The 26,873-nt window shown below is 57.5% G+C and carries 24 protein-coding genes; 16 read left to right on the top strand and 8 right to left on the bottom strand.

What is annotated here, in order from left to right; translation table 11 throughout:
- The first annotated feature begins 17 nt into the window (after positions 1-17).
- The 4 genes from AC2FJF_RS16990 (at position 18) to smpB (ending at position 2,833) form a co-directional block, all read left to right on the top strand.
- On the top strand, positions 18-1,031 hold the full coding sequence (locus AC2FJF_RS16990) for a P1 family peptidase (protein WP_496726437.1): 1,014 nt from the start codon (positions 18-20) through the stop codon (positions 1,029-1,031).
- 113 nt (positions 1,032-1,144) lie between these two features.
- Positions 1,145-1,558 (top strand): c-type cytochrome, encoded by a 414-nt coding sequence (locus tag AC2FJF_RS16985; protein ID WP_496726436.1) that lies wholly within the window; start codon positions 1,145-1,147, stop codon positions 1,556-1,558.
- Between the two features lie 208 nt (positions 1,559-1,766).
- Positions 1,767-2,309, top strand: a complete 543-nt coding sequence (idi, locus tag AC2FJF_RS16980; RefSeq protein ID WP_058272886.1) for an isopentenyl-diphosphate Delta-isomerase — start codon at positions 1,767-1,769, stop codon at positions 2,307-2,309.
- A gap of 47 nt (positions 2,310-2,356) precedes the next feature.
- Entirely contained in the window at positions 2,357-2,833 is a 477-nt protein-coding gene (smpB, locus tag AC2FJF_RS16975) for an SsrA-binding protein SmpB (RefSeq protein WP_058272887.1), read from the top strand.
- Between the two features lie 13 nt (positions 2,834-2,846).
- Here smpB and glpK read toward each other — a convergent pair whose 3' ends face one another.
- The 3 genes from glpK to panB form a co-directional block, all read right to left on the bottom strand.
- Positions 2,847-4,325 carry a glycerol kinase GlpK gene (gene glpK, locus AC2FJF_RS16970; protein ID WP_496726435.1) on the bottom strand — a complete coding sequence of 493 codons (1,479 nt, stop codon included), beginning with the start codon at positions 4,323-4,325 and terminating at the stop codon, positions 2,847-2,849.
- A gap of 66 nt (positions 4,326-4,391) precedes the next feature.
- Positions 4,392-5,234 (bottom strand): pantoate--beta-alanine ligase, encoded by an 843-nt coding sequence (gene panC, locus AC2FJF_RS16965; protein ID WP_496726434.1) that lies wholly within the window; start codon positions 5,232-5,234, stop codon positions 4,392-4,394.
- A complete protein-coding gene (panB, locus tag AC2FJF_RS16960) occupies positions 5,231-6,070 on the bottom strand; it encodes a 3-methyl-2-oxobutanoate hydroxymethyltransferase (RefSeq protein WP_496726433.1) in 840 nt (279 codons plus the stop codon). The genes panC and panB overlap by 4 nt, the downstream gene beginning before the upstream one ends.
- Before the next feature lie 169 nt (positions 6,071-6,239).
- Between panB and AC2FJF_RS16955 the strand changes: the two genes are divergently transcribed.
- Genes AC2FJF_RS16955 through AC2FJF_RS16930 form a run of 6 tightly spaced genes read left to right on the top strand, consistent with a single transcriptional unit; the run spans position 6,240 to position 13,738 of the window.
- Positions 6,240-7,727 (top strand): ABC transporter substrate-binding protein, encoded by a 1,488-nt coding sequence (locus tag AC2FJF_RS16955; protein WP_496726432.1) that lies wholly within the window; start codon positions 6,240-6,242, stop codon positions 7,725-7,727.
- A gap of 60 nt (positions 7,728-7,787) precedes the next feature.
- A complete protein-coding gene (locus tag AC2FJF_RS16950; RefSeq protein ID WP_496726431.1) occupies positions 7,788-8,858 on the top strand; it encodes a ligand-gated ion channel in 1,071 nt (356 codons plus the stop codon).
- Positions 8,859-8,898: 40 nt separating this feature from the next.
- Positions 8,899-9,846, top strand: coding sequence for an ABC transporter permease (locus tag AC2FJF_RS16945; protein WP_058279087.1), 948 nt, complete (start codon positions 8,899-8,901; stop codon positions 9,844-9,846).
- Positions 9,843-10,658: an ABC transporter permease gene (locus AC2FJF_RS16940; RefSeq protein WP_496726430.1), complete on the top strand. Its 816-nt coding sequence runs from the start codon at positions 9,843-9,845 to the stop codon at positions 10,656-10,658. Before AC2FJF_RS16945 ends, AC2FJF_RS16940 begins: the two co-directional genes overlap by 4 nt.
- Positions 10,655-12,253, top strand: coding sequence for an ABC transporter ATP-binding protein (locus AC2FJF_RS16935; protein ID WP_496726429.1), 1,599 nt, complete (start codon positions 10,655-10,657; stop codon positions 12,251-12,253). The genes AC2FJF_RS16940 and AC2FJF_RS16935 overlap by 4 nt, the downstream gene beginning before the upstream one ends.
- Positions 12,254-12,286: 33 nt before the next feature.
- Positions 12,287-13,738 (top strand): aldehyde dehydrogenase family protein, encoded by a 1,452-nt coding sequence (locus AC2FJF_RS16930; RefSeq protein WP_496726427.1) that lies wholly within the window; start codon positions 12,287-12,289, stop codon positions 13,736-13,738.
- Positions 13,739-13,741: 3 nt separating this feature from the next.
- On the opposite strand, the gene pncB is transcribed toward AC2FJF_RS16930, so the two are convergent.
- Entirely contained in the window at positions 13,742-15,034 is a 1,293-nt protein-coding gene (pncB, locus tag AC2FJF_RS16925; protein ID WP_496726426.1) for a nicotinate phosphoribosyltransferase, read from the bottom strand.
- A 165-nt stretch (positions 15,035-15,199) separates the two neighbouring features.
- On the opposite strand from pncB, the gene AC2FJF_RS16920 reads away from it, so the two are divergent.
- Positions 15,200-15,724, top strand: coding sequence for a hypothetical protein (locus AC2FJF_RS16920; protein ID WP_496726425.1), 525 nt, complete (start codon positions 15,200-15,202; stop codon positions 15,722-15,724).
- On the opposite strand, the gene pncA is transcribed toward AC2FJF_RS16920, so the two are convergent.
- Positions 15,721-16,314: a bifunctional nicotinamidase/pyrazinamidase gene (pncA, locus tag AC2FJF_RS16915; protein ID WP_496726424.1), complete on the bottom strand. Its 594-nt coding sequence runs from the start codon at positions 16,312-16,314 to the stop codon at positions 15,721-15,723. The genes AC2FJF_RS16920 and pncA overlap by 4 nt on opposite strands.
- Before the next feature lie 96 nt (positions 16,315-16,410).
- On the opposite strand from pncA, the gene trhO reads away from it, so the two are divergent.
- On the top strand, positions 16,411-17,316 hold the full coding sequence (gene trhO / locus AC2FJF_RS16910) for an oxygen-dependent tRNA uridine(34) hydroxylase TrhO (protein ID WP_496726423.1): 906 nt from the start codon (positions 16,411-16,413) through the stop codon (positions 17,314-17,316).
- A gap of 76 nt (positions 17,317-17,392) precedes the next feature.
- A complete protein-coding gene (locus tag AC2FJF_RS16905; protein WP_058275022.1) occupies positions 17,393-17,893 on the top strand; it encodes a potassium channel family protein in 501 nt (166 codons plus the stop codon).
- Positions 17,894-17,900: 7 nt separating this feature from the next.
- Here the strand turns inward: AC2FJF_RS16905 and AC2FJF_RS16900 are convergent, their stop codons facing one another.
- A complete protein-coding gene (locus AC2FJF_RS16900; RefSeq protein ID WP_496726422.1) occupies positions 17,901-18,230 on the bottom strand; it encodes a hypothetical protein in 330 nt (109 codons plus the stop codon).
- Positions 18,231-18,394: 164 nt separating this feature from the next.
- Between AC2FJF_RS16900 and betB the strand changes: the two genes are divergently transcribed.
- The 3 genes from betB (at position 18,395) to AC2FJF_RS16885 (ending at position 23,763) form a co-directional block, all read left to right on the top strand.
- Positions 18,395-19,849 carry a betaine-aldehyde dehydrogenase gene (gene betB, locus AC2FJF_RS16895; protein WP_496726421.1) on the top strand — a complete coding sequence of 485 codons (1,455 nt, stop codon included), beginning with the start codon at positions 18,395-18,397 and terminating at the stop codon, positions 19,847-19,849.
- 129 nt (positions 19,850-19,978) lie between these two features.
- Positions 19,979-22,423 carry a GcvT family protein gene (locus tag AC2FJF_RS16890; RefSeq protein ID WP_496726420.1) on the top strand — a complete coding sequence of 815 codons (2,445 nt, stop codon included), beginning with the start codon at positions 19,979-19,981 and terminating at the stop codon, positions 22,421-22,423.
- Positions 22,420-23,763, top strand: coding sequence for an MmgE/PrpD family protein (locus AC2FJF_RS16885; RefSeq protein ID WP_496726419.1), 1,344 nt, complete (start codon positions 22,420-22,422; stop codon positions 23,761-23,763). Before AC2FJF_RS16890 ends, AC2FJF_RS16885 begins: the two co-directional genes overlap by 4 nt.
- Positions 23,764-23,850: 87 nt before the next feature.
- On the opposite strand, the gene AC2FJF_RS16880 is transcribed toward AC2FJF_RS16885, so the two are convergent.
- Both AC2FJF_RS16880 and motA read right to left on the bottom strand, forming a co-directional pair.
- A complete protein-coding gene (locus AC2FJF_RS16880; protein WP_496726418.1) occupies positions 23,851-25,989 on the bottom strand; it encodes a hypothetical protein in 2,139 nt (712 codons plus the stop codon).
- Positions 25,986-26,855, bottom strand: coding sequence for a flagellar motor stator protein MotA (gene motA / locus AC2FJF_RS16875; protein ID WP_496726417.1), 870 nt, complete (start codon positions 26,853-26,855; stop codon positions 25,986-25,988). Before motA ends, AC2FJF_RS16880 begins: the two co-directional genes overlap by 4 nt.
- Positions 26,856-26,873 lie beyond the last annotated feature (18 nt).

Genomic DNA, 26,873 nt, shown 5'->3' with positions numbered 1-26,873 from the left:
CAACATCTTAAAAACCAATGAACCCCGGACCCAGAAACCTGATCACCGATGTCCCTGGCCTTTTGGTTGGAAACGCTCAGGATGATGCACTCAAATCCGGCGCAACAGTCCTGACGGCCGCTGATCCCTTCACGGCCTCCGTTCATGTGATGGGCGGCGCGCCAGGTACGCGGGAAACTGACCTGTTGGCGCCCGATAAGTCGGTGTCGCGTGTGGATGCGATCGTTTTGTCCGGCGGGTCGGCCTTTGGTCTGGACGCCTGTTCCGGGGTGACCGACGCCCTGCGCACGCAACACCGCGGTTTTGAGGTTGGCAATGTCGTCGTCCCCATCGTTCCGGGGGCGATCCTGTTTGACCTTCTCAACGGCGGCGACAAAACCTGGGCCGAGAACCCCTATCGCGCGCTGGGGCGTCGAGCATTTGAAGGCGTATCCGATCAGTTCGATCTGGGCACCGCTGGTGCGGGGACTGGTGCCTTGGCTGCCATGCACAAGGGCGGGCTGGGATCTGCCTCGTTTGTGATGGAAAACGGGGTCACGGTTGGCGCCTTGGTTGCCGCCAATCCGCTCGGCAGTGTCACCACGCCCGGTGACCGTCATTTCTGGGCAGCAACGTTTGAAATGGGCGATGAATTCGGCGGATTAGGGCCTGATACCAGTACTGGCCTCGGTCGCAGCATGACTAGCCGAAAAGCCAAGGCAATGAGGCCGACCGAACCGGGCAAGGGCAATACCACCATCGCAATTGTTGCGACAGATGCCGCGCTGTCCAAGTCGCAATGCAAACGGATGGCGGTTGCGGCACATGACGGGATCGCGCGGGCGATTGTCCCCGCGCACACGCCGGGAGATGGCGATCTGGTGTTCGGCGTCAGCACGGGCAATCACCAACTGTCTGAGGGCGAACTGGGGCTTCTCGGCCACGTGGCTTCGATCTGTCTGGCGCGGGCGATTGCACGAGCCGTGTTTTTGGCGGTCCCCGCACCAAGAGATCTATTGCCCTGTTGGTCCGACATACATGACTTAAGTTAAGGACGGCCTATATGCCGCAGTGGCACAGTGCCCTCGCGCGGCAATCTGCGCGTTGACTCTTTTTTGCGCCGACGGTCCATTCGGTGCAGCCAATTCGTATCGGAGCAAAAGCTATGAATCGCATTCTCGCGACCGCAATCGTCGGCCTTCTGGCCCTTCCCGTATATGCCGAAGGCGACGCCGAAGCCGGCAAGAAGACCTTTAACAAGTGCAAATCCTGTCACCAGATTGCCGACTCTGAGGGTGAAGTCATCGTAAAGGGCGGTAAAACCGGTCCGAACCTGTATGGGATTGCAGGCCGGACCGCAGGCACCGTCGAAGACTTCAAATATGGCGATAGCATCGTTGCCGCTGGTGAAAACGGTCTGGTCTGGGACGAAACGACATTCGTTGAATACGCAAAGGACCCCAAGGCGTTTCTGAAAGATTATCTGGGTGAAACCTCGGCCAAATCCAAAATGACCTTCAAGCTGAAGAAGGGTGCCGAGGATGTTTACGCCTATATCGTAAGCGTGTCTGGCGAATAAAGCCGCAGACCAAACACCGTTTGAGGTTACAAAAGGCCGCAGCCCCTGCGGCCTTTCGTGCGATTGATAACCGCGTTGAACAGCGCCAATTTGAAAGCGCGCGGTTTTTCATGCATTGCATGCATAAATTCGCAGAGCCAAGCCGACCCGGTGGCAGCCAATTTCGAATTTCCGGCCCTTCGGGTGGATCGGCAGCAGGAGACGACAGATGGGAATCATGATCCCGGCCTGGGTTGATGGCGAGTTGACCCCAGTGGACAAGCTTGAGGCGCATGAAAAAGGCCTGCGGCACAAGGCGGTGTCGGTCTTTGTCGTGCGCGGGACCGAAATTTTGATGCAGCGTCGGGCTTTAGGAAAATATCACACCCCTGGCCTTTGGGCGAATACTTGCTGCACCCACCCCGATTGGGGCGAGACACCGTCTGTCTGCGCCGTGCGCCGACTGCGCGAGGAATTGGGAATTACCGGGCTTTACCCGGAATACCGTCACCGGCTGGAATATCACGCTGATGTTGGCAACAATATGATCGAGCATGAAGTGGTCGACATCTTTCTGGCCCATGTGCGCGGCCCGCTGAAGATTGAGCCCAACCCGGAAGAGGTCATGGAAATTCGCTGGGTCGATTACCACGATCTTCTGGCCGAAGTGCAGCGCTATCCCGAGCGATTTACACCGTGGCTCAAGATCTATTTGCACAATCACGCCGACACGATTTTCGGACCTGATCTGATTATCTCGGCCACCTCCTGACGGCTACGCCTTGCAAGGGCCGCCCAAGCCGCATAGATCAACGCGTCATGGCTAAGCAAAAGACAGACCCGAATTACAAAGTCATCGCCGAAAACCGGCGCGCACGCTTCGATTACGCAATCGAGGACGATCTTGAGTGTGGCATCATGCTGGAAGGGTCCGAGGTCAAATCCCTGCGTGTAGGTGGGACGAACATCGCCGAAAGCTATGCCTCGGTCGATGATGGCGAGCTGTGGCTGGTCAACAGCTATATCGCCCCCTATGAGCAAGCGAAATCGTTCAAACACGAGGAACGCCGTCGGCGCAAACTGCTGGTGTCACGTAAGGAATTGTCGAACCTGTGGAACGCGACCCAGCGCAAAGGCATGACACTGGTGCCGCTGGTTCTGTATTTCAACCACAAGGGCAAGGCCAAGATCAAAATCGGTATCGCCAAGGGTAAGAAAAACCACGACAAGCGCGAAACTCAGGCCAAGCGTGACTGGTCACGTCAAAAGCAGCGGTTGATGAAGGATCATAGCTGATCCTTCATACTTCTCAGAACGCCATCGCAGCTGACACCGCACGTTTCCAGCGGTCATAGGCGGCATCACGCTCTTTGGCAGAAAGTTCCGGTTCGAACCGGCGATCCAGCGCCCAGGTTTCCGCAAATCCCTGTTGATCCGGATAAACGCCTGCGCGCATACCGGCCAGCCAGGCCGCGCCCAATGCGGTGGTTTCCTGCATAACCGGTCTGTCGACCTCGGCGCCAAGGTAGTCCGACAATCCCTGCATCGCCCAGTTCGATGCACTGGCCCCACCGTCTACACGCAGGATGACGTCGGTATCTGCACCCCAGTCGCCCTGCATGGCGTGCCACAGATCGCGTGTCTGATATGCGATACTTTCCAGCGTGGCCTTAGCAAACTCGGCACGACCTGAATTCCGGGTCAGACCGAACACCGCGCCACGGCAATTGGGTTTCCAGTAAGGCGCGCCGAGGCCGGTAAAGGCGGGCACCAGCACGACATGCTGGTTCGGGTCTGCCTTTTGGGCCAGCTCGCCACTTTCCGGGGCGCTCTCGATGATCTGCAATGCATCGCGCAGCCATTGCACGGCAGCCCCGGCCACAAAGATTGACCCTTCCAGCGCATAGGTTCTTTTACCGTCCAATTGATAGGCGATGGTGGTCAACAGGCGGTTCTTCGACTCGACCGGCTTATCCCCTGTGTTCAGAAGAGCAAAACAACCGGTGCCATAAGTGGATTTCATCATGCCGGGTTGGAAGCAGGCCTGACCGATGGTGGCGGCCTGTTGATCACCGGCAACACCAAGAATCGGGATATTTCCCCCAAACAGGGTCGTATTTCCAAAATCCGAGGCGCAATCATGCACCTCGGGCAGCATGTTCATCGGCACGTCCAGCAGATCACAGATTTCGGCGCTCCATTCGCCCTTGTGGATGTCGAACAGAAGCGTGCGCGCCGCGTTGGTGGCATCCGTCGCGTGGTTGCGCCCTTCTGTCAGGCGCCAGATCAAGAAACTGTCGATGGTGCCGAACATCAGCTCTCCGGCCTCGGCCCGGTCCCGCGCTCCCGGCACGGTGTCCAGCAACCATTTAACCTTGGTGCCCGAGAAATAGGGGTCCAGCAGCAGCCCGGTCTGGGCGGTCACGTCATCCTCGCACCCGGCTTGTTTGTAACGCGCGCATATCTCGGCGGTACGACGGTCCTGCCAGACGATCGCGTTATGGATGGGCGCGCCAGTAGCGCGGTCCCAGACAACAGTTGTTTCGCGCTGGTTGGTGATGCCGATACCCGCGATCTGATCAGAGGTTACCCCGACACTGTCCATAACTTCGCGGCAAACCCGCAGAACGCTGTTCCAGATTTCCTCTGCGTCGTGTTCGACCCAGCCTTCCTGCGGGAAGTGCTGGGTGAATTCGTGCTGCGCGGTGCCTGCGGGCTGCATCTCTGCGTCGAACAGAATTGCCCGCGATGATGTGGTGCCCTGATCAATGGCAAGAATGTAGGTCACGCCTCATGCCCCCTCTTTTGGTTTTGCGGGACTTTAGCGCAAACAATGACGAACGTGCCAGTACGTTCAGACAGGAATGTTGTCGATCAGTCTCACGCCATCTGCCCAGGCCGCAGCAAACAGGCGTGCAGGGCGGTTTGCGTGGGTGAGAGGTTCCAGCGTTTCGGCACATCGCAGTTGAATATATTCTACCTGCTTGAAGCCCGCGGCCAGTAGGTCGATCTCGGCCTGAGCAGCCAAAGGATCAAACGGCGCCCCGTCTTTCAGGGCGGCTGCCAATTCCCGCATGATCCGGTTTTTGTGGGCGGCAATATCCAGCCCCTCGGGCGTCAGTCGCAGATTGCGCGATGACATGGCCAGACCCGAGGGCTCGCGCACTGTGGGGCATCCGACAACTTCGGTCGGAATGTTCAGATCGCGCGCCATTCGGGTCACAATCATCAGCTGTTGATAGTCTTTTTCTCCGAAATAGGCTCGATCTGCCTGCGTTTGCAGGAACAGTTTGGCCACAACTGTGGCAACGCCGTCGAAATGGCCGGGGCGGAACTCGCCCTCCATCACATCGGTCAGGCCCGCGACGGAAACGGTGGTGGCAAAGCCCTGCGGATAAATCTCTTCGGGTTCCGGGACATAGATCGCATCAACGCCGTATGGGGCCAATTTCTGCGCATCCTCGTTCTCGGTGCGCGGGTATTTTGCCAGATCCTCGGGGTTGTTGAACTGTTTGGGGTTCACAAAGATCGTGACGATCACCCGCTCACAACCCGACTTGGCGGCCTCAACCAGCGACAGATGCCCCTGATGCAGCGCGCCCATAGTCGGAACCACGCCGATCTCTTCACCTTTCCGCGCCCATTCCGAGGTCAAGGCACGCAGGTCGGCCAGACGGCGAAATATTGGGGCGGTCATGTCTTTGGTCCTTTGCTCGGGGCCTGATCGGAAAAGACGTGTTCGTTCGCTGGAAATGTTCGTGCGCGCACCTCGGCCGCGTATTCGGCAATGGCGGCTTCGGCCAATGGGCCAAGCTCAGCATAGCGTTTGACGAATTTCGGTTTGAAGGCGGTGAAAAAGCCAACCATGTCGTCGACAACAAGAATCTGACCGTCGCACCCAGCCGAGGCGCCGATTCCGATGGTCGGGATCGTGATTTCACCGGTAATCTGATCGGCCAGCTTCTGCGGTACTTTTTCAAGAACGACCGAGAACGCGCCCGCCTCGGCCACGGCGCGGGCATCTTCCAGTACAGCCTCGGCCTGTTCGTCCCGACCCTGAACCTTGTAGCCGCCAAGTGTGTTGATCGACTGCGGGGTCAGTCCGATATGCGCCATCACCGGAATCCCGCGCTTGACCAGAAAGCGGATAGTCTCAGCCATCTCGACGCCGCCTTCCAGCTTGACCGCGCCTGCGCTGGTTTCGGACATCAGCCGGGCCGCGTTGCGGAACGCCTCAGAAGGTGAGTGCTCGTAACTGGCAAAGGGCATGTCGATGACCATCATCGCACTTTCAAGACCGCGTGCGACGGCCTGACCATGCATCACCATCATCTCCATCGTCACGCCCAGCGTTGATTCCAGCCCGTGCAACACCATGCCGACGCTGTCGCCCACCAAAACGAAATCACAATGATCATCCATCAACCGCGCCATCGGCGTGGTGTAGGCTGTCAGACTGACCAGCGGCTCGCCGCCTTTGCGGGCGCGAATATCCTGTGCATTCGGGGCTTTTTTGCGGGCGGTGGCGCTCATTGTCGCTCCTCCGGTTGTCATGTTGCAGCGCGGCATAACAGATGGGAGCGGGCTATAGAAACCCCGGTTGCGCGAACATTTCCTTGAATGACCTAAGGTTTAAAGGGAAGTTGGGTGCAGTACGGCCCAAAAAAACGCAGGTTTCCATTTTCAGTGGGGAGTAATTTACATGACAAAGCAGACATTTCGGTCCTTTGCTTCGGTGCTGGCGGTTAGCGCCAGCCTGTTTGGTACACAGGTTTTCGCTAAATCCGACATTACCATAGCGTTGCAACTAGAGCCGCCGCATCTGGACCCGACCAGTGCAGCAGCACAGGCTATCGATTCGGTGGTTTACACCAATATCTTCGAAGGCCTGACCCGGTTTATGGGTGACGGATCGGTGGTTCCTGGTCTGGCTGAAAGTTGGGAAATCTCGGAAGATGGCAAGGTCTATACCTTCAAACTGCACGATGGGGTTACCTTCCACGACGGCACCACGATGGATGCTGAGGACGTCAAGTTCAGCCTGGACCGCGCCCGATCCGAGGACAGCGCAAATGCGCAAAAGGCCCTGTTTGCCGGGATTGAAAACATCGAGGTGGTCGACCCGCTGACCGTCAAGGTGACCCTGTCTGAGCCAAACGGGAACTTCCTGTTCAACCTAGCCTGGGGTGATGCGGTTATTGTCGCGCCCGATAGTATCGAGGGCATCAAGACCAACCCCGTCGGAACCGGCGCTTTTACCTTTGGTGAATGGGTGCAGGGCGACAGTATCACCCTGAACCGCAACCCGGACTATTGGGGTAATCAGCCCGCATTAGAGACTGCTACGTTCAAATTTATCTCCGACCCGACGGCGGCTTTTGCGGCTATGATGGCCGAGGATATCGACGTGTTCGACAACTTCCCTGCGCCAGAGAACCTGCCGCAATTTGAAGCTGATCCGCGCTTTCAGGTGCTTGTCGGTTCGACCGAAGGGGAAACCATTCTTTCCACCAATAACAAGATGCCACCCTTCGATGATATCCAAGTGCGTCAGGCATTGGCCCACGCGATTGACCGTCAGGCGATCATCGATGGAGCGATGTTTGGCTACGGCACGCCCATTGGCACGCATTTCGCGCCACACAATCCGGCTTATGTCGATCTGACCGGGAACTCGGCCTACGACCCCAAAAAGGCCGCCAAGATGTTGGCCGATGCTGGATATGCAGAAGGGTTTGAAACGACGCTGCATTTGCCGCCCCCATCCTATGCCCGCCGCGGGGGTGAGATTGTGGCCGCCCAACTGGCCGAGGTCGGGATCACGGCCAATATCATCAACGTTGAATGGGCTCAGTGGCTGGAAACGGTGTTCAAAGGCAAGGACTTTGGCCTGACTATCGTCAGTCATACCGAGCCTATGGATATCGGGATCTATGCGCGTCCTGACTATTACTTCCAATATGACAGTACCGATTTCCAGGCACTGATGGACACGCTGAATTCGACGACAGACCCCGAAGAACGCACCCGTCTGCTGGGTGAGGCTCAGCGCCTGATCGCAGACGACTACGTCAACGGGTACCTGTTTCAACTGGCCAAGCTGGGTGTGGCCAAAGCCGGAGTTCAGGGCCTGTGGGAAAACGCGCCCACGGCCGCAATCGATCTGACGCAGATCAGCTGGTCCGAGTGACTCAAGGCAGGGGCCGCTGGTTCACGGCCCTTGCATTTAATGTTGTCGAGTGAGCCAAGGATGATTTTGTTTCGTGTCCTGTTTCTGGTTTTTGTGACCGTTGCCCTGGCGGCAACGACTGTGGAACCGGTTGTGGCGCAGAACATTCTGGACAGTCGGTTGGACACGCCCATCGGGACGCCAGAGAACCCGCTGGATGTTGGTATCGGTATTCGAATAGATCAGATCACCAGCGTTGACCAGAAGGCCGAAAACTACGGTGCCGTGGTTGTGCTGCGAGTTGAGTGGACCGACCCTGCGTTGGCTTTTGACCGGCAAGAGCTGGGGCGCGATTTCCGGGTTTTCAACCCCCCGGCGCTGGCCGATCATGCCGCTGAGATTGGGACGGTGGTACCAGCATTCGTCATTCACAACCAACAATCCAACAAGTGGATTCACGAAGCCGCCGCCTCTCTGCGATATGACGGGCGGGTGTTGTATGTCGAGAAATCCTCGCTGACATTACAGGCCCCACATTTCGATTTTCGGAGATACCCTTTCGACACACAGGAGTTTCATTTCGAGGTCGTTTCGATCTTTCCATCCCAATATGTGTCCTATCATCCGATGAACGAGTTCTCGGGCCTTGGTGACCTGCTGGGCGAAGAAGAGTGGATTCTGGACAATGCGCGGCTTGAAACCTCTCAGGTCACGGGCCTTTCCGGTCAGGACAGCGATCAGGTTGCGCTGATCTTCGAAGGCCACCGGCATCTGACCTACTATGTCATTCGGGTGTTTCTGCCGATGCTGGTGCTGATCTCGGTTGGCTGGGCACTGTTCTTTCTTGATGAATACCGCAAAAGGATCGAAATTGCCGGAGGAAACTTGCTGGTATTCGTAGCTTTCAACTGGGCGATTTCTGCTGATCTGCCAAAGCTTGGATACCTGACATTTCTGGATTTCGTTCTGCAATGCATGTTCCTGATGACCGGGGCTTTGATTGTGTTCAATGTCGCCTTGCGCAGGCTCAAAGTCTCGGGTCGCGAATCCGGGGCGCGCAAGTTGGATAACTACGCCATCAAGTGGATTTACCCGCTGGGCTACGCCGCAATCGTTGGCTATGCGGTTTTTGCCTATCTTCTGGTTCCATAGGTGCTGGACCCGCAGGGCGCGCATCCCTAACGTGGCCTCGATGCTTCGCTATGCCCTCAAACGACTGATATCGCTGGTGATCAGCCTCGCCGTCGCCTCGGTGGTCATATTTGCCGTGATTGAGGTGGCGCCCGGCGATCCTGCGTCATTCATGCTGGGCGTCAATGCGCAAGAGGATACGCTTGCCGCTCTGCGGGCCGAGTTGGGTTTGGATGTATCCAAGGTGCAGCGGTATTTCAATTGGGTTGGCGGGATGATGGTGGGGGATTTCGGAACCTCTTACACCTATCGCACGCCCGTGTCGCAGATGATCGCGGATCGGCTGTGGGTCTCGCTGCCCTTGGCGCTGTATGCGCTAACTCTGTCCACCGCGATAGCGTTTCCTGTAGGCATCTACGCCGCCGCGCGCCGGGGCAAACCGGGCGATCTGACGGTAATGGGGGCAACACAGCTGGGCATTGCGGTTCCGAATTTCTGGTTCGCCATGATGCTGGTTCTGGTCTTCGCCATCAATCTGCGCTGGTTCAATGCCGGAGGGTTCGCAGGCTGGGATAAGGGACTTTGGACGGGATTACACTCCTTGACCCTTCCGGCCATCGCGCTGGCCCTGCCGCAGGCGGCCATTCTGGCGCGAGTCATGCGGTCGTCTTTGTTGGATATATTGGGCGAAGACTTCATGCGCACCGCACGTGCCAAGGGGTTATCGCGGCGTCAGGCCCTGTGGCGGCACGGGGTGCGCAACGCGCTGATCCCGGTTCTGACAATCATCGGGTTACAGTTTTCGTTCCTGCTAGCCGGTTCAATCATCATCGAACAGGTGTTCTACCTGCCGGGTCTTGGACGATTGGTGTTTCAGGCAATCTCGGCCCGCGATCTGATTGTAGTGGAATCCGTGGTAATGCTGCTGGTCTTTGCGGTCATTACCGTGAACTTTCTGGTCGATCTGGCCTATGCAGCCGTTGATCCAAGGTTAAGGAGCCGGACATGAGCCGGAGCCTGATCCTTGGGGCTTGTCTGTCCTCGCTGGTGCTGTTGGCGGCGGCGGTTTCATTTGTCTGGACGCCCTATGACTATGCCGCACTGAACATCCCCGACAAACTGCAACCACCCAACGCGCTGCATTGGTTTGGTACGGATCATTTCGGACGCGACATGTTCTCGATGATCATGGTCGGTGCCCGAACCTCGATTGCCGTGGCTTTGGTGGCGGTGGGGATTGGCATGGCGCTGGGCGTGCCTTTGGGCCTGACAGCGGCTGCGCGCAAAGGGTCGTGGCTAGACGAGCTGATCATGCGCGGCAATGATCTGGTCTTTGCCTTCCCTTCCCTGGTCATTGCCATACTGATCACTGCCGTTTTCGGTGCTGGCGCGATAAACGCGATCATCGCCATTGGCATTTTCAACATCCCTGTCTTTGCACGCATCACTCGCGGCGCAGCGCTATCTCTTTGGGAGCGGGAATTCATTCTGGCCGCGCGCGTTTCGGGCAAGGGTGCTGCCCGCATTTCCGCGGAACATATCCTGCCCAATGTCGCCAATCTGCTGATCGTTCAGGGCACCATCCAGTTCTCTCTGGGCATTCTGGCTGAGGCTGGCCTGTCCTATGTCGGTCTGGGCGCGCAACCGCCCACGCCAAGTTGGGGCCGGATGCTGGCCGATGCGCAGACAATGGTCAGTTTTGCCCCGCATTTGGCTCTGATTCCGGGTCTGGCGATCATTGTCACGGTACTGGGGTTGAACCTGCTGGGCGATGGGTTGCGCGATTGGCTGGATCCCCGGATCAGGGTGGCCCGTGCATGAATTTGCTTGAGATCCAAAACCTGTCGCTGTCCATTCACGGCACGGACATCCTGAAACAGGTCAATCTGTCCATTGCGCCCGGTCAGATCGTGGCCGTGACCGGGGAAAGCGGATCGGGTAAATCGATGACCGCGCTCGCCGTGATGCAGCTTTTGCCGGACGGGGCCAAGACAACCGGGGTCATCCGGCTGAACGGTTCAGATCTGCTGGACCGCGACGAAAACGATATGTGTGCCTTGCGCGGTGCCGCGATCGGTATGGTGTTCCAAGAACCTATGACCGCACTGAACCCAGTCAAAACCATCGGCGATCAGGTGATGGAGACCATCCTGATTCACAAGGCCATGCCGCCCAGACAGGCGCGAGACCGGGCGGAGGAAGTTCTGACCCGTGTTGGCCTGCCGCTGGATCGCTTCCCGCTGTCCCGCTTTCCGCACGAACTGTCCGGGGGGCAGCGTCAGCGTGTCGTGATTGCGATGGCGATCGCGTTGCGTCCCAAGCTGTTGATCGCGGATGAGCCGACCACAGCGCTAGATGTGACAACGCAGGCGCAAATCCTCGAGCTTCTGAAAGGGTTGGTGACCGAATTCGGCATGGGGCTGCTGATGATCACCCATGACCTTGCCGTGGTCGCGGATATGGCCGACCAAATCGTTGTTATGCGCCATGGCGAAGTGGTCGAATCCGGGGCCACTGACCACCTGCTACACCACATGCAGCATCCATATACCCGTATGCTGTTCAAGGCTTCGGGGCATCAGGTATCCCTGCCCGAACTCGCGCAATCCCGCCCTTTGCTTGAAGTGACAAATGTCGTTCGCGACTATCGTCTGCCTCGCAAGGGGCTGTTTGATACACCGGGGCACCACAGGGCAGTGGACCAAGTCAGCTTTACGCTCAATAGCGGAGAACGTCTGGGCCTGGTCGGCGAGTCGGGGTGTGGAAAATCGACCCTAACAAAGGCGATTCTGGGCCTTGAAGAAGTTCAGGGTGGTGACATTCGTCTGGATGGCCAGCCTGTCTTTTCGGGTCACAAACCCAACCTCGCCGTGCGGCGCAAGATGCAGGTGGTCTTTCAGGACCCCTATGGCAGTTTCAATCCACGTCACCGCGTGGCCCGACTGATCACTGAACCGTTCCATCTGCTCGATGCTCCTGTAATGGGGCCCGAGAAGCAGGACCGGATCGCTGAAATGTTGACAGCGGTGGGTCTCAGCCCGGATGACGCTGGTAAGTACATCCATGAATTCTCGGGCGGTCAGAGACAGCGCATCGCCATCGCCCGTGCCTTGATCATCCGTCCCGAACTGATCTTGTTTGACGAGGCTGTTTCGGCCCTTGATGTGTCGGTCCGGGCCCAGATCCTCGACCTGTTGGCCGAACTATGTGAGGCCTATGAACTGACTTATCTGTTCATCAGCCATGATCTGAGCGTCGTACGCACCATCACTGACCGCGTTATGGTGATGCGGGCCGGAAAGATCGTCGAAGAGGGCGATACCGAAAGTGTCTTCTCTGACCCACAACATCAATACACAAAAGACCTGATTAATGCCGCGCCAGTGCTGCCAGACATTGGTCGGGATGTGGCGTGAACCACATATTAGAGCCGAATATAGGAGTATCCCATGTCCAGCCCCCTTTGGTTTAATCCCGGCCTTTGTCTGATCGGCGGAAATTGGGTGCCGCCAACCTCCGAACAAACATTGCCTTTGATCAATCCTTCTGACGGTTCAGAGATCTGCCAGATCGCAAGGGGTGGCGCGCATGATGTTGATGCTGCGGTCAGGGCGGCTCAGACTGCGATTGGCGGGGATTGGGGACGAAAGACTGCGCTGGAGCGGGGCCGTATCCTTACGCGTATGGGAAGGATGGTTTTGGAGCGTGTCGAGGACCTGGCCACACTAGAGGCCATGGATGTCGGCAAGCCCCTGACACAGGCACGCGCAGATGCGGTTGCGTTGGCACGGTATTGCGAATTCTATGGCGGGGCCGCGGACAAGGTCATGGGCGAGACCATCCCGTATCTGGATGGCTACACCGTCTATACTTTACGGGAACCGCACGGCGTGACGGGGCATATCGTTCCGTGGAACTATCCGATGCAGATCATCGGGCGGTCGGTTGGGGCTGCGCTGGCGATGGGCAATGCCTGCGTTCTGAAACCTGCGGAAGAAGCTTGCCTGACCGCGCTGGCCTTTGCGCATCTGGCGCAAGAGGCCGGTTTACCCGCCGGTGCCCTGAACGTCGTACCCGGGTTGGGGGCCGAAGCGGGGGCTGCCCTGTCGGGCCATTCAGGCGTGCACCATGTCTCGTTTACCGGGTCAGTTGCCACTGGGGCGCTGGTGCAGCAGGCAGCGGGGCAAAACGTGGTTCCTGTGACGCTGGAGCTTGGGGGGAAATCACCTCAACTGGTGTTTGACGATGCTGACCTGGATGCTGCCCTGCCGTTTTTGGTCAATGCGGGGGTTCAGAATGCCGGACAAACCTGCTCTGCCTCGTCACGTATTTTGGTACAGCGCGGGGTTTATGATCAGGTCAAGCAACGCATGGCAGCGGCTTATGCAGATTTGACCGTTGGTCCCGCGCAGGATGATCTGCGCGTTGGCCCGCTAATATCGGGCCGTCAAAAAGAGATCGTGTCGGGCTTTCTGGCCAGGGGCGCAGACCTGACTGTCGCAGGGCAAGGTCGGATTGTAGACGGTGCCCCGTCTGAGGGGGCCTATGTTGTGCCGACGCTGTTTGCGGACGTTCCGCCCGATCACGGTCTGGCCAAGGATGAGATTTTCGGCCCGGTTCAGGTGCTGATCCCATTCAGCACTGAGGAAGACGCGGTAAAGATCGCCAACAGCACCGAATACGGGTTGGTTGCGAGCATCTGGACCCGCGACGGGGCACGACAGATGCGGCTGGCAAAGCAACTTCGCTCCGGTCAGGTGTTCATCAACAACTACGGTGCGGGTGGTGGCGTAGAGCTGCCCTTTGGTGGTGTCGGAAAATCCGGACACGGCCGCGAGAAAGGGTTCGAGGCCCTTTATGGCTTTTCACAGTTGAAAACGGTCGCGGCGTGCCATGGTTAGAGCCTAAACGATCACCTCGATTGCCTCTTGCGCGCCTACGCCGAACACTCGTTTGTAGCGTTCGATCTGATCCTTCGGTCCCATCGCCTTTTCCGGGTTGTCCGACAGTTTCACGGTCGGCTGGCTATTGGCGGACACAGCCTTGCAGACCAGCGAGAACGGCGCCAACGCGTCGTTTGGCACGAGTCCGCGGAAGTCGTTGGTCAGCAAAGTGCCCCACCCGAACGAGACTTTGGTTCTGTGGGCGAATTGAGTGTGCAGTTCCCGAATTTTGTCGACATCCAGACCATCCGAGAAAATCACACGCTTTTCCAGGGGGTCTTCTCCTCGAGACTGCCACCACTTGATAGCGGTTTCCGCGCCTGTTGCGGGATCACCGCTGTCGATGCGAATGCCGGTCCATCCGGCCAGCCAATCGGGCGCGCGATCCAGAAAGCCCTGCGTGCCATAGGTGTCCGGCAGTATGATGCGCAGATTGCCGTCATGTTCGTCGTGCCAGTCGCTCAGCACGTCATAAGGCGCTTGCGCCAGTTCGGCATCGTCTTTGGCAAGGGCGCTGTAGACCATCGGCAGTTCGTGCGCGTTGGTGCCGATGGCCTCAACTTCGCGCCGCATGGCGATCAGACAGTTAGATGTACCAGTAAAGGACGGTCCCAGACCCTCGATCATGGCCTGCACGCACCAGTCCTGCCAAAGAAAGCTGTGTCGACGCCGGGTTCCGAAGTCAGCGATCCCAAGCCCGTCAATATCCCGCAGTTGTTCGATCTTCTTCCAAACGCGGGTCATGGCCTGGGCATATAGCACTTGCAGCTCAAACCGCCGCATGTTGTTCAGCACCGCGCGCGAGCGCAGTTCCATCAGAACCGCAAGCGCCGGGATTTCCCACAGCATGACCTCGTGCCATTTGCCCTCAAAGGTCAGCTCGTACTGATCGCCCTTCCGTTCCAGGTGATAGGGCGGCAGGCGCATGTTTTCGAACCATTCCATGAAATCCGAACGGAACATCTGGCGTTTGCCATAGAATGTATTGCCCCGCAGCCACGTGCTTTCGCCCCGGCTGAGGCTAAGCGACCGGATATGATCCAATTGCTCGCGCAGTTCGCCTTCATCGATAAGTTTTGCCAATGGGATGTGATTCGACCGGTTGATCAGGGAAAAAGCCACATCTGTTTGGGGCTTATTTCGAAACACTGACTGGCACATCAGCAGTTTGTAGAAGTCCGTGTCGATCAAAGACCGTACAATCGGGTCAATCTTCCATTTATGATTGTACACGCGTGTCGCAATATCGACCATGGGGAACTCCTGCGATTTCCGTTGTTAGATCAATCAGTGCGTGGAATGGCAAGAGTCGCTGGAATGATGACAATGACAAGGTCAGGTCACATTGCGAGCATATTGTGTGTTCTTTTCACAGTTTAGTGAAAAGGAAGGGATGGTTGAACGAGGTTAATTTGGTGAATGGTTCTCGAGTACGATTTTGACATCGTTGTTAACGAAAAAGCGGATGAGGAAACCGGTTCCGAGCAATTGGACCAGTGCGCCACACGCGCGCGATTCCGTCATGTGAAAACGGCTGACGCGCTCAGATCGGCGTCACCTAAGATTCGTTTGATTTTTCAGGAAGCCGGGTTCGATCTGGATTCGACTGACAGCGACATGATGCACGGGTATTACCCTACACGGGATGTAGCCGAACGCGAGCGGATTTTGCGCGCGTTGTTCACGAATATTCGGGAACTTGGCATCAGTGGCGAATATTGCGGTGAGTTCGATTTTCATCGCTTTTTGGACAATGTCAAAACGGCCAAACCGCGCAACGATCAGCGCCCAAAAGTCGAGAATTGGACGCCGAACCCGCGCTACAAATCACCCGCAACGCCCGAGCGCCGCACATTGCCCGGACGAATTGGCGTTGCATTGGGACTGGCGGTGATCTTGTTCGCAGTGCTCAGGTATCTTGCCGAAAAAGGCGCTACGCCTTAGATCAGCGCAACACCGGCGTCACGCATCGCGGCCTTGGCGGCTGCCAATGATCCATCCATGTCGATCGCCCGACATGCGTCCATGCGCACGGTGACATCAAATCCCAAGCGGGCAGCGTCAACAGCCGAAAAATGAACACAGAAATCTGTGGCAAGCCCAACTAGGGTCAGTTTGGTGATCCCGCGTGATTTCAAGTAACCTTCTAAACCGGTCGGTGTCTTTTGGTCGTTCTCAAAAAATGCGGAATAGCTGTCGATACCGCGTCGAAAGCCCTTGCGAATGACAAGATCGGCATGGGTCTTCAGGTCCGGGTGGAATTCCGCACCTTCGGTGCCCTGCACACAGTGATCTGGCCACAAGACTTGAGGCCCGTAATGCATGTCGGTTGTTTCAAATGGGGACTTGCCGTCATGTCCGCTAGCAAAGGACGAATGCCCCTCAGGGTGCCAGTCCTGTGTCAGGATCACGGTGTCAAACTCAGCCATCATAGCGTTGATGTGGGCCACGATCTCGTCACCTCCAGGCACAGCCAGCGCACCACCGGGGCAAAAATCGTTCTGAACGTCAACTACAATCAGGGCATGGGTCATCAGGGTCTCCTCACATTGCCCTATCGGTAGGGGGCTGGGCGGGGGGCGTCAATCCGGTCCCTTGCGACTCTGGCCCAGCGGGTTTAGACCGCGCGCATGTATACGATCGCTGCTCTCTATCACTTCACCCGTTTTTCGGATCACGTGTCCCTGCGCGACCCGCTGCTGGACCTTTGTCGCGCGCAGTCAGTCAAGGGCACCTTGTTGCTGGCTGCCGAAGGGATCAACGGAACCATCGCAGGCCCGCGTGGCGGGATCGATGCGGTGCTGGCCCATATCAAGGCTTTGCCCGGTTGTGCGGATCTTGAGTGGAAAGAGGCCACATCCGATCACCCGCCCTTTGGCAAAATGAAGGTGCGTCTGAAAAAAGAGATCGTGACCATGGGCCAGCCGGACGTCGATCCGCGTGCCCGCGTCGGCAATTATGTCGAGCCTGAAGACTGGAATGATCTGATCCGCTCTGACGACGTGGTCGTGATCGACACTCGCAACGATTACGAAGTGGCGATTGGTACTTTTGAGGGCGCAATAGACCCTGAAACAGCCAGTTTTCGTGATTTCCCGGCCTGGTGGGAAGAAAACAAAGACCGCTTTCACAACAAGCGGGTTGCCATGTTCTGCACCGGCGGCATCCGTTGTGAGAAATCCACCAACTACCTGTTGGGGCAGGGGGTCGAGGATGTGTACCACCTGAAAGGCGGCATCCTGCGGTATCTCGAAGAGATGCCCGCCGAGGACAGCAGCTGGCAGGGTGAGTGCTTTGTTTTCGATAATCGCGTCTCGGTCGGACATGGGTTGGTCGAAGGACCACACAACCTGTGCCACGGCTGCCGCCGCCCGATTCTGCCAGAGGATATGAAGCGCGCGGAATACGAGCACGGCGTGTCCTGCCATCGGTGCATCAATGAGACTTCGGATGCGGACAAGACGCGTTTCAGGGAACGTCAGAAACAGATCCTGTTGTCGCGTCAGCGCGGGCAAGAGCATCTGGGCGCTGAATGACAGGCGAATGATTTGGGTTGCGGGTACAGGCCGGAACCCTGATGATCGCGGAAAAACCTAGGTCATCGGAGGTTTTATGCACCGCGAACCTACAACACTGGAAGAGTGGAAATCGACGCTTATCGCAGCGGTCGGACTGGTTATTGCCAGTTTTTTCGCGTGGTATGGTCTGTCGCGCCTGAGCGAGGCGGCCGCAGGCGAAACCATTGGTACTATTGTGTCGGTCTGCCTGGTGGTTTGGGTCGCATCGCAATCCTGGTACTACATGACACAGGTGAAACTGCCGCATCGACGCTTGTTTCTGATGGGTGTGTCCTTCATTCAGGTCGTGCCGTTCTTGTTCGCGGCGGCGTATGGCGCGTTCGGCTACGCCGACAATTGCGTGGTGGGTGCAGATGCTCCAGCTGATTTTCTGTATTTTTCATACGTCACCTTCACCACTGTGGGATATGGCGACATGATCCCAACAGGTTTATGTCGCGGGCTGGCCGTCGCTGAGGCTGTTACCGGCTACATCCTCTTGGGTATGTTTGTTGCTGCTACGGTTGCGCTCTATACCCGCCACCATAAACATTAGACGGCCATCATTTGTTCTGATCAATCCAGCGGGACATCATCTGTTTGTCGCGGAAACACTCGGACGGGATAGGCCTGCGCTTGCTACGGGAAATGCGTTCGGCAAAGGCAACCTGCTTACCGGTTGGATAGTCCGCAAAGGGCGATGGATCGGCTGGCTTGTGCGCCGAAATCCAGGCAGACATCGACTTGCGATCCCGTTGTGCCTCGACCGGGATTTCCAAGGCTGACTGCTGGGCAATTGCACGAGCGTATCGCATTTGCCGGTCTGTGACGGGCAACAGGTGATAGTCGTTCGATGGGCCATCCTTGGCCGGGTTGCGGGCGTGGTAAGACATCGGATTGTTCCTCTGACTATGTAGAACATAAATGGAACATTAAGCTTTTTATTCAAGAGGGGGCCGATTCACATCAGCGGGAGTCCGCCGTGATTCACTTTTGTTGACTGACCAGTCAATAAAATATAGACGCGAAGGAAAGGACTTCTGAGAAGGAAATCGGCATGAAATTCCAGCCTAAGGCGAGCCATTTTATCGACGGCGCATATGTCGAAGATACCGGCGGAACCCCGATAGACGTGATCTACCCGGCCACCGGTGAAGTCATCGCTCGGCTGCATTCTGCCACGTCGGATATTGTTGATCAGGCTCTAACAAGTGCTAAAAACGCTCAGGCAGAGTGGGCGGCAATGTCCGGGACCGAGCGTGGGCGCATCCTGAGACGGGCATCTGACATCATGCGTGACCGCAATCGCGCGCTTTCGATCCTCGAAACCCACGACACCGGTAAACCCTTGCAGGAAACCCTGGTGGCCGACGCCACATCGGGGGCGGATGCGCTGGAGTATTTCGGTGGGTTGGCCGCGTCATTGACGGGCGAGCACATCCCGCTGGGCCGCGGAGACTTTGTCTACACCATCCGCGAGGCGCTGGGCGTTTGCGTCGGTATCGGCGCATGGAACTACCCGACCCAGATCGCTTGCTGGAAAGGGGCCCCGGCACTGGCCTGTGGCAACACGATGGTCTTCAAGCCGTCCGAGACCACGCCCCTGTCGGCGCTTCAGGTGGCCGAGATCTTGATCGAGGCGGGCGCGCCTAAGGGCGTCTATAACGTGGTTCAGGGCTATGGCGATGTTGGCGCATCGCTTGTGACGGATCCGCGCGTGGCCAAGGTTTCGCTAACCGGGTCCGTGCCGACCGGTCGCAAGGTCTATGCCGCGGCCGCCGACGGCATGAAGCATGTGACGATGGAGCTGGGTGGAAAGTCCCCGATGATTGTGTTCGATGACGCGGATATTGAAAACGCCGTGTCCGGTGCGATCCTGGGCAACTTCTATTCTTCGGGTCAGGTCTGTTCGAACGGCACCCGTGTCTTTGTGCAGAAAGGCGTCAAAGAGGCATTCCTCAAGCGACTCTCTGAACGTTTGGCGACTGCAAAAATCGGTGATCCGCTGGATGAGGATGTGAATTTTGGCCCTATGGTCAGCGAAAACCAGATGAATATCGCACTAAGCTACGTTGAAAAGGGCACGGCGGAGGGCGCACGTCTGGTATTCGGCGGCAAGCGGATCGAAGGCGACGGTTTCTACATGCAGCCCACCGTTTTTGCGGATGTAACCGACGATATGGCCATCGCGCGCGAGGAAATCTTTGGCCCGGTGATGTCCGTGCTGGACTTTGACACCGAAGAAGAGGTTATTGCCCGCGCCAACGACACCGAGTTTGGATTGGCCGCCGGTGTCTTCACCAACGACCTGACCCGCGCGCACCGCATTGTGGCCGGGTTCGAGGCGGGCACATGCTATATCAACACCTATAATCTGGCTCCGGTCGAGGCCCCATTTGGCGGATCTAAAATGTCAGGTGTCGGGCGCGAAAACTCGAAACTGGCGATCAATCACTTCAGTGAAATGAAGACGGTCTACGTTTCGATGAACGACGTCGAAGCGCCTTACTAATCAAAACCGGCCATTCAAGCTCTGTTCCCGACATTTCGCGTCGGGAACAGAGCATAAGCCACATAAGACATGTGGCTGACTTCCTCCAAAGGGTGCCGTTTTCGGCACCGTCGGCGGGAGGTCAATTTCATGAAAACGCACGCGCAGGCCGTAGTCATCGGCGGAGGATTGGCTGGCTGTTCAATCCTTTACCATTTGGCCAAACTCGGTTGGCGGGACGTTGTCCTGCTTGAGCGGGATGAACTGACCAGCGGATCAACCTGGCACGCGGCGGCCAACATTCACGGACTGCACGACAACAACAACATCACCCGCATCCAGCATTACACGATGAATCTGTATAAAGAGCTGGAGCAGGAAACCGGCCAGAGCTGCGGAGTGTTCCAGCCCGGTTCCCTCTATCTGGCCCAGACTGAAAACCGCGAACATCAGTTACGCCTGCAAGAAGCAAAAGCCCGGTTCTATGGCCTGAACTTCTACGAAGTCAGCCGCGAACAGGCGATGGAGCTTCACCCGCTGGCGCAGTTCGACGATATCCGCTGCATTATGTTTGAACCCGATGGTGGCAACGTGGATCCATCCGGTGTGCCGCACGCCTATGCCGCAGGTGCGCGGGCAATGGGTGCAACGATTGAGCGGTTTTGCCCCGTGTTAGGCACTGATCAGCAGCCAGATGGGTCATGGATTGTGCGCACGGAAAAGGGGGATATCCATACGCAATGGGTTGTGAATGCCGCAGGTCTTTGGGGCCGCGAAGTAGCGGCATTGGCGGGTTTGAACCTGCCGCTGCAACCGACCGAACACCAATATTTCGTAACCGATTCCATTGATGAGGTTGCCAAACTGGGTCGCCGTTTACCGTCGATCGCCGATCGGGACGGTGAGTACTACTTCCGACAGGAAGGCAACGGGCTGCTGATCGGGGCCTATGAAAAGGACATGAAGTTCTGGGCCGAAGAGGGCACGCCGTTGGACTTTGCCCATGATCTGTTCCCCGACGATCTGGACCGGATTATGGAGAACGTGATCCGCGCAACCGAACGTGTGCCCGCGGCGGCGACGGCTGGCGTGAAACGGGTTATCAACGGCCCAATGATCTGGTCCCCGGACAGTTCCGCCCTGTGGGGTCCGGTTCCCGAGCTGAAGAATTATTTCCTCTGCGGTGGTCTGATCCCGGGCTTTTCGCAGTCGGGTGGTTTGGGTTTGCTGGCGGCGCAATGGATGATCGAGGGCGAGCCGCAATACGACATGTTCGCCTGGGATCTCGCCCGGTTTGGCGACTGGGCGGACAAGAAATTCACCAAGGCGCGGGTTGAAGACCAGTATACTCACCGTTTCGCCATCCATTTCCCAAACGAGGAACGCAGCGCTGGCCGCCCGGCCCGCGTGCGCCCGGCGTATGAGATGCAAAAGGACATGGGCTGCGTCTTTGGTCTGAACTGCGGCTGGGAACACCCGCTCTGGTTCGCGGATCAGCCCGGCACCACCGAGACAAACGGGTTCACGCGCCAGAACTGGTGGGAATCGGTCGGGCGAGAGGTCAGAGTGCTGCGCGAGAATGTCGGTGTGATCGACATCTCGAACTTTGCCAACTACGTCATTAAGGGCTCGGGTGCCTATGAGTGGCTGGACCGTTTGGTCGCGAATAGGGTGCCGACCGAGATTGGGCGGTCGTGCCTGACACCGCTGATCTCAGTCCGGGGCGGCGTTGCCGGGGATTTCACCATCACCAAGGTGGCCGAGGACGAATACATGATGATCGGCTCGGGTATGGCCGAGCGCTATCATCAGCGGTTCTTCAACATGGTCGATCTGCCCGACGGCACAACACTCGAAGTGGCAACAGATCGCATCGCGGGTTTCAATGTAGCGGGTCCCAAGTCGCGTGACCTGTTGCAACGACTGACAAATGCCGACCTGTCGAACGAAGCGTTCCGTTTTATGCGCTCACAAACGATCGAGGTGGCGGGCGTCACCTGCCTTGCCATCCGCGTCAGCTTTACCGGCGATCTGGGGTGGGAGTTGCACTGCGCGGAAGTAGATCAAATCAGGCTCTATTCCGCACTTCTTGAGGCTGCGAAGGAGTGCGACGGTGGTCCAGTGGGCGGCCGCGCGTTGGGGTCACTGCGGATCGAGAAGGGCTATGGCTCGTGGGGCCGCGAGTATTCTCAGGAATACTGGCCGCAGGAAGTCGGACTGGCGGGTCTGATCAAGCTGGACAAGGACTTCCTGCACAAAGACGCCTATCTGCAGATCAAGGACAACGCCGCGCGCGAGGTTCTGTCGATTTTTGAGGTCGAGGCGACGGATGCCGACGCGTCCGGTGGCGAAACTATCTTTACACCAGATGGCGCACCGGTCGGACGTGTAACGTCAGGCGCCTATGGCTATTCAGTCGGCAAGTCCCTGGCCATCGGCTATGCGAATCCGGCGGTCGTACAGCCGGGGGACATGGTGGAAATCTTCATCCTCGGCAAACCGCATAAAGCCAGAGTTTTGGCCGAACCGCCCTTTGATCCATCGGGTCTCCGGCTGCGCGATGTCCCATCCAAGGTGATGGAGGCAGCCAAATGACCGGCACGCTTGATCGGGTCACGGATTTTGCACTGAACCTTTCAGCGCAGGAAATGCCTGACAGCGCGAAAGAGGCCGCCGCCCTGATGATGCTGGACACAATGGGCATCCTGATCGCCTCCGGCCCGATGGAGGCCGGCGTGATCGCCCGCGATACTGCCGCGTTGCTCTATGCCAGTAGTGATGCGGCATTCAGCGTTCCGATGATGTTTGATGGCCGCCCCGTCAGCATGGCAGGCGCTGCCTACGCGGCAGCCACGCAAACCGACAATCTGGATGGGCATGACGGCTACAACCCGACTAAGGGGCATATCGGTGTCGTCGTCCTGCCTGCGTTAGTTTCACTTGGTGCGCATTGCCCTGATTTGTCCGGCCCCGAAGCCCTGGCTGCCGTCGTCACAGGATATGAAATCGCGGGACGTGCGGGGCTGTCGCTGCACGCATCGGTCAGCGATTATCACACGTCCGGCGCGTGGAACGCACTGGGTGTGGTGGCCATGGCCGCGCGCATGCGCAGGCATATGCCCGACCAGTTTCGACAAGCATTGGGAATCGCGGAATACCACGGACCTCGAAGTCAGATGATGCGCGAGATTGCAAATCCGACGATGCTGCATGACGGATCGGGTTGGGGCGCGATGGTTGGTATATCATCTGCGATTCTGGCCGAACGTGGTTTCACGGGCGCCCCGGCCATCACAATCGAAGATGCCGATGTTGCGTCGTTTTGGAATGATTTGGGTCAGTTCTGGCAGGTCGAACACCAATACGTAAAACCCTATCCGATATGTCGCTGGGCCCATGCGGCCATTGATGGCGTTCGGACAGTGATGATGGAGAATAACCTGGCGCACGACCAGATCGGATCCATCCATATCAACAGTTTTCACGAAGCGGCCTGCCTGTATGGCGGGATGCCTGATACCACGTCTCAGGCCCAATACTCTCTGCCTTTTGCTGTGGCGGTTCAGGCGATCCATGGTCGGATCGGGGTCGAACATATCTCGGGTGCGGGTCTGTCTGATCCGGCAGTGGCAGAGTTGGTACCGCGTATTCACGTTCAGGAAGATGCGCGCCACAGTGCACGCTTCCCGCAGTGGCGGTGGGCCGATGTCACCTTGAAATCGACCGATGGGCGTGTGTTCGAATCCGGCGACACTCACGCGCGCGGAGGGCCGGAGGCCCCGCTCAGCAGAGGAGATGTGATCGCCAAGTACACCGAGTTTGCCGCGCCAATTGTCGGTTCAGACCGCGCGGACGCGATCCGCGCGGCCATATTGGGTTGGGTCGAACCTACATCCAGATTGTCGGACCTGATGCCGTTGGTCTTTGATCCGTAAAAGCGGCCGGTGCGGGCTGCGGGCCGACGCTCAGTGGGCACCTATTGAAAGACAAACCGTGGTTGCAGGTGGCGCCGACCTGATCCGCTATTGGTCCACCTCCGCAAGCAAATCCAGAATGTGCTGGCGTGTTTTTGCGCTGTCATCCAACAAGCCCTTTGCGTCAGCTAAAGGTTTATCCTGCATTCGTGTTGGCGGAACGGACAGGAGCTGCGTTGTTTGCTGAACTGCGAGGAACTTTGTGTCGCGTTCGGGCTCGACCGTTTCCGGATGATCGGCCAACCAAAAGAACCGATCGGCTTTTTCGTCTGCACCCACAGCCCGCAAAAGCTGACCAGCTGCCACGTAATCGTCCGTCATCTGCAATGCTTGCCCTCGCAAAAGCTGGGCCGCGTCTGATGGATCGTCGGCCAGCTCCAACATCGCTTGATGTGGTCGGCGTTGCAGTAAGGCAGCGCGCGCGCGTAACCGTGCCCTTTCTGCGCGTCGGACCTTGTCCTGTGGCCGGCTGGCCAACTCCATCGCCGCGTCCGCAAAACCAAGGGTGACCAAACGCTCGGCCATCGCCACGCTTGTATCTGTGACTAGCGCCAGTTTCTGCTCGGGTGTCAGGGTAACGACCAGTCTAAGGAATGTCGCGTCGTCGGCGCGTTCGGTCAGGATCTGGGCGACGCGGTTCAACGTTTCGATGGCATTGGCCTGTGTATCTTGGGCGCTCAGCAGATCCATCGCCATGTCGAACTCATGGCTTAAGCTTAACGCAACGATCTGTGTTTGCAGCATGCGCGGCCCGATTTCAGACCGGCGAAACTCCACGACGTAAGAGGCCGTAAGATCAAGTTCTTGCGGAGATATTGCCCCACGTTCCGACCATCGCTTGTCGACCAGTCGCGCAAGCGCAATCGGTGCCTCCAACTCTGCACTCGACGCGGCGATGATCTCGTTCAACAGAGCTTCTGACTTCGGGCCGTCGCCTTCGGCAGCCGCGACCTTGGCTTTGGCTTGGGACGTATCGGCGCTGTCCTCAGTCGCAACGCGGTCGACCGCGCGCAACACGCGCCTTGCTGGTTCAAGTTTCCCAGCTTCTGTCAGAATTTCCGCCAATGTCGGCCCAACATGACGGCGCAGATGGGCGGGCAAGCGCGCAAAAGACTGTTCGATCGATTGCAAATGGGCCTCTTCCTGCAGCACTCCTTCGATCAAAAGAGCCCAAAGCGCGGCGTCGCTTTCACACCGCTGAAGACTGGTAAACGGGTTCGGATGGGACGGCTGTGCGCCATCAAGGTACCGGGCTATGGCGGCAACCCGATCTGTGTCCGGCGCATGCCGCCCAAGCAATTCAAGCGTCCGAAGAGCCTCTGCGCCGAACCCGAAATAGGCGTATAGCTGCGCCAGCTTCAGCGTTTCATCTTCGTCGAGATGATCGAATTCTTTGAACAAAGCGGCGCGCAACGAAGCCACCTGTTCCGGAAAGGGAGTTGCCCCAGACCAACGGTCAAACCCAAGCTCAGCGCTTGAGATGCAGGGTGGGCGTTGTTCAAGCTGCGGCAGGGATGGCCCTAAAAGTTCATTCAAGCCGTCCAGAACGGATGTCACATGAATATTCGCATTAAGATCTGAGGGGCTAAAGGGATCGTTCTTGGGGACCGACAGCCTTGGTCCAACCGGAGCAAGCCTCAAATCAACGACTTCCCGGTCAGAACCGCGCAGTAGCAGGGTAGAGAGCTGTTCTTCAAATCGTTTTGTGTTCAGGCTTAGCAGTGGCAATTCGAGACTCTGCAGATTTTGCGCGACCAACGGGTCTTTCTCTTTGGACGCTTTGGGCAAAACAGGCGACGGTACATCAGTGCTGATTGTGGGTGGCGCCGAGCCTGGTGCAATATCCACCACGATCATCGTGCCCTTAAACAGAAAGGCATTGGCAACACAGTCGCAGCCAAATTGCATATCAAGTGCCGCGCCCGGTTCGAACTGAGAGATCGCGGCCAAGCGGTTTTGCGTCAAACGCTGGAAAACGGCTGCTGTGTCAAAGTTAACCTTTTCCAGTTGGACACTCAGACGCGCACCATTTTTCTTGTGCGACAGCACCCATTTAGTGCCCGGCGGAACCTGTGCGACCAGTCGCGTATACCCATCATGTTCGCCCGAGCTTACCTGCACATTTTGTGCTTGAACCTGCGCTGCCGCGGCGGTTAGCGCCAAAGCAAGAAAAACTGTCCGGATCATGCCGCTGCCTGTTTGAGTTCCTTCAACGCATCTTCCAGCTCAGAAAATCCGGGTCGGTTATGTGTCGGCGTGTTCTGGCGGCCAACTTCAATACACATGGCTGCGTTATGGTTGTGCAGGTTGGCGACCAGAACCTCTTTGATCAGCTGATAAAAATGGTTGTCCTCTTCGACCACCGCTTTCAGCTTGCCAGCGAACGGGCCAACCAGGCCATAGGCGAGAAACACGCCCAGGAACGTCCCGACCAAAGCGCCGCCGATCAATTTGCCCAGTACTTCGGGCGGCTGGTCGATGGACCCCATCGTTTTGATTACGCCTAAAACGGCGGCCACGATACCAAGTGCGGGCAAACCATCGGCGACGGTTTGCAGTGCGTGGCTGGAATGCATGGCGTGGTGAAAATTGGTCTCCATCCGCTTTTCCAGCACTTCTTCAACTTGATGTGGATCGTCGTAATTCATCGACGCGGATCGCATCGTGTCGCAGATCAGATCGACGGCTTCCTTGTCCTTCTGAATCTTCGGATAGGCCGAGAATAGGGTCGAATTCTCGGGGTCTTCGATATGCTGTTCCACCTCGACCGGGTTGGCCTTGGCAATGCGGATCAGAGAAAACAAAAGGCACAGCAGATCGCGGTAGTCTTCGGGTTTCCATTTCGGGCCTTTAAAAACTTTACCCATGTCCTTGATCGTATGTTTGACCGCGCTCAAGTCGTTGCTGATCATGAATGCGCCAACGGCCGCGCCGCCGATCATCATCATCTCGAAAGGGAGCGATTTCATAATGATCGTCATCTTGCCCCCGGCGGCAAGATAACCGCCAAACACCATGGCGAAAATGACGACGATTCCGATGATTCCGATCATGAGCGGTCTCCTGCAATG

Source organism: Ruegeria sp. CDSB013 (assembly GCF_059611165.1).
Note: the sequence above shows the minus strand (reverse complement) of the source record. Positions and strands in the feature narration are given on the sequence as shown.

Coding starts and splice junctions, on each gene's coding strand:
- AC2FJF_RS16990 (WP_496726437.1), top strand. CDS start 18: ATGAACCCCGGACCCAGAAACCTGATCACCGATGTCCCTGGCCTTTTG.
- AC2FJF_RS16985 (WP_496726436.1), top strand. CDS start 1,145: ATGAATCGCATTCTCGCGACCGCAATCGTCGGCCTTCTGGCCCTTCCC.
- idi (WP_058272886.1), top strand. CDS start 1,767: ATGGGAATCATGATCCCGGCCTGGGTTGATGGCGAGTTGACCCCAGTG.
- smpB (WP_058272887.1), top strand. CDS start 2,357: ATGGCTAAGCAAAAGACAGACCCGAATTACAAAGTCATCGCCGAAAAC.
- panC (WP_496726434.1), bottom strand. CDS start 5,234: ATGACCGCCCCAATATTTCGCCGTCTGGCCGACCTGCGTGCCTTGACC.
- panB (WP_496726433.1), bottom strand. CDS start 6,070: ATGAGCGCCACCGCCCGCAAAAAAGCCCCGAATGCACAGGATATTCGC.
- AC2FJF_RS16955 (WP_496726432.1), top strand. CDS start 6,240: ATGACAAAGCAGACATTTCGGTCCTTTGCTTCGGTGCTGGCGGTTAGC.
- AC2FJF_RS16950 (WP_496726431.1), top strand. CDS start 7,788: ATGATTTTGTTTCGTGTCCTGTTTCTGGTTTTTGTGACCGTTGCCCTG.
- AC2FJF_RS16945 (WP_058279087.1), top strand. CDS start 8,899: ATGCTTCGCTATGCCCTCAAACGACTGATATCGCTGGTGATCAGCCTC.
- AC2FJF_RS16940 (WP_496726430.1), top strand. CDS start 9,843: ATGAGCCGGAGCCTGATCCTTGGGGCTTGTCTGTCCTCGCTGGTGCTG.
- AC2FJF_RS16935 (WP_496726429.1), top strand. CDS start 10,655: ATGAATTTGCTTGAGATCCAAAACCTGTCGCTGTCCATTCACGGCACG.
- AC2FJF_RS16930 (WP_496726427.1), top strand. CDS start 12,287: ATGTCCAGCCCCCTTTGGTTTAATCCCGGCCTTTGTCTGATCGGCGGA.
- pncB (WP_496726426.1), bottom strand. CDS start 15,034: ATGGTCGATATTGCGACACGCGTGTACAATCATAAATGGAAGATTGAC.
- AC2FJF_RS16920 (WP_496726425.1), top strand. CDS start 15,200: ATGGTTCTCGAGTACGATTTTGACATCGTTGTTAACGAAAAAGCGGAT.
- pncA (WP_496726424.1), bottom strand. CDS start 16,314: ATGACCCATGCCCTGATTGTAGTTGACGTTCAGAACGATTTTTGCCCC.
- trhO (WP_496726423.1), top strand. CDS start 16,411: ATGTATACGATCGCTGCTCTCTATCACTTCACCCGTTTTTCGGATCAC.
- AC2FJF_RS16905 (WP_058275022.1), top strand. CDS start 17,393: ATGCACCGCGAACCTACAACACTGGAAGAGTGGAAATCGACGCTTATC.
- AC2FJF_RS16900 (WP_496726422.1), bottom strand. CDS start 18,230: ATGTCTTACCACGCCCGCAACCCGGCCAAGGATGGCCCATCGAACGAC.
- betB (WP_496726421.1), top strand. CDS start 18,395: ATGAAATTCCAGCCTAAGGCGAGCCATTTTATCGACGGCGCATATGTC.
- AC2FJF_RS16890 (WP_496726420.1), top strand. CDS start 19,979: ATGAAAACGCACGCGCAGGCCGTAGTCATCGGCGGAGGATTGGCTGGC.
- AC2FJF_RS16885 (WP_496726419.1), top strand. CDS start 22,420: ATGACCGGCACGCTTGATCGGGTCACGGATTTTGCACTGAACCTTTCA.
- AC2FJF_RS16880 (WP_496726418.1), bottom strand. CDS start 25,989: ATGATCCGGACAGTTTTTCTTGCTTTGGCGCTAACCGCCGCGGCAGCG.
- motA (WP_496726417.1), bottom strand. CDS start 26,855: ATGATCGGAATCATCGGAATCGTCGTCATTTTCGCCATGGTGTTTGGC.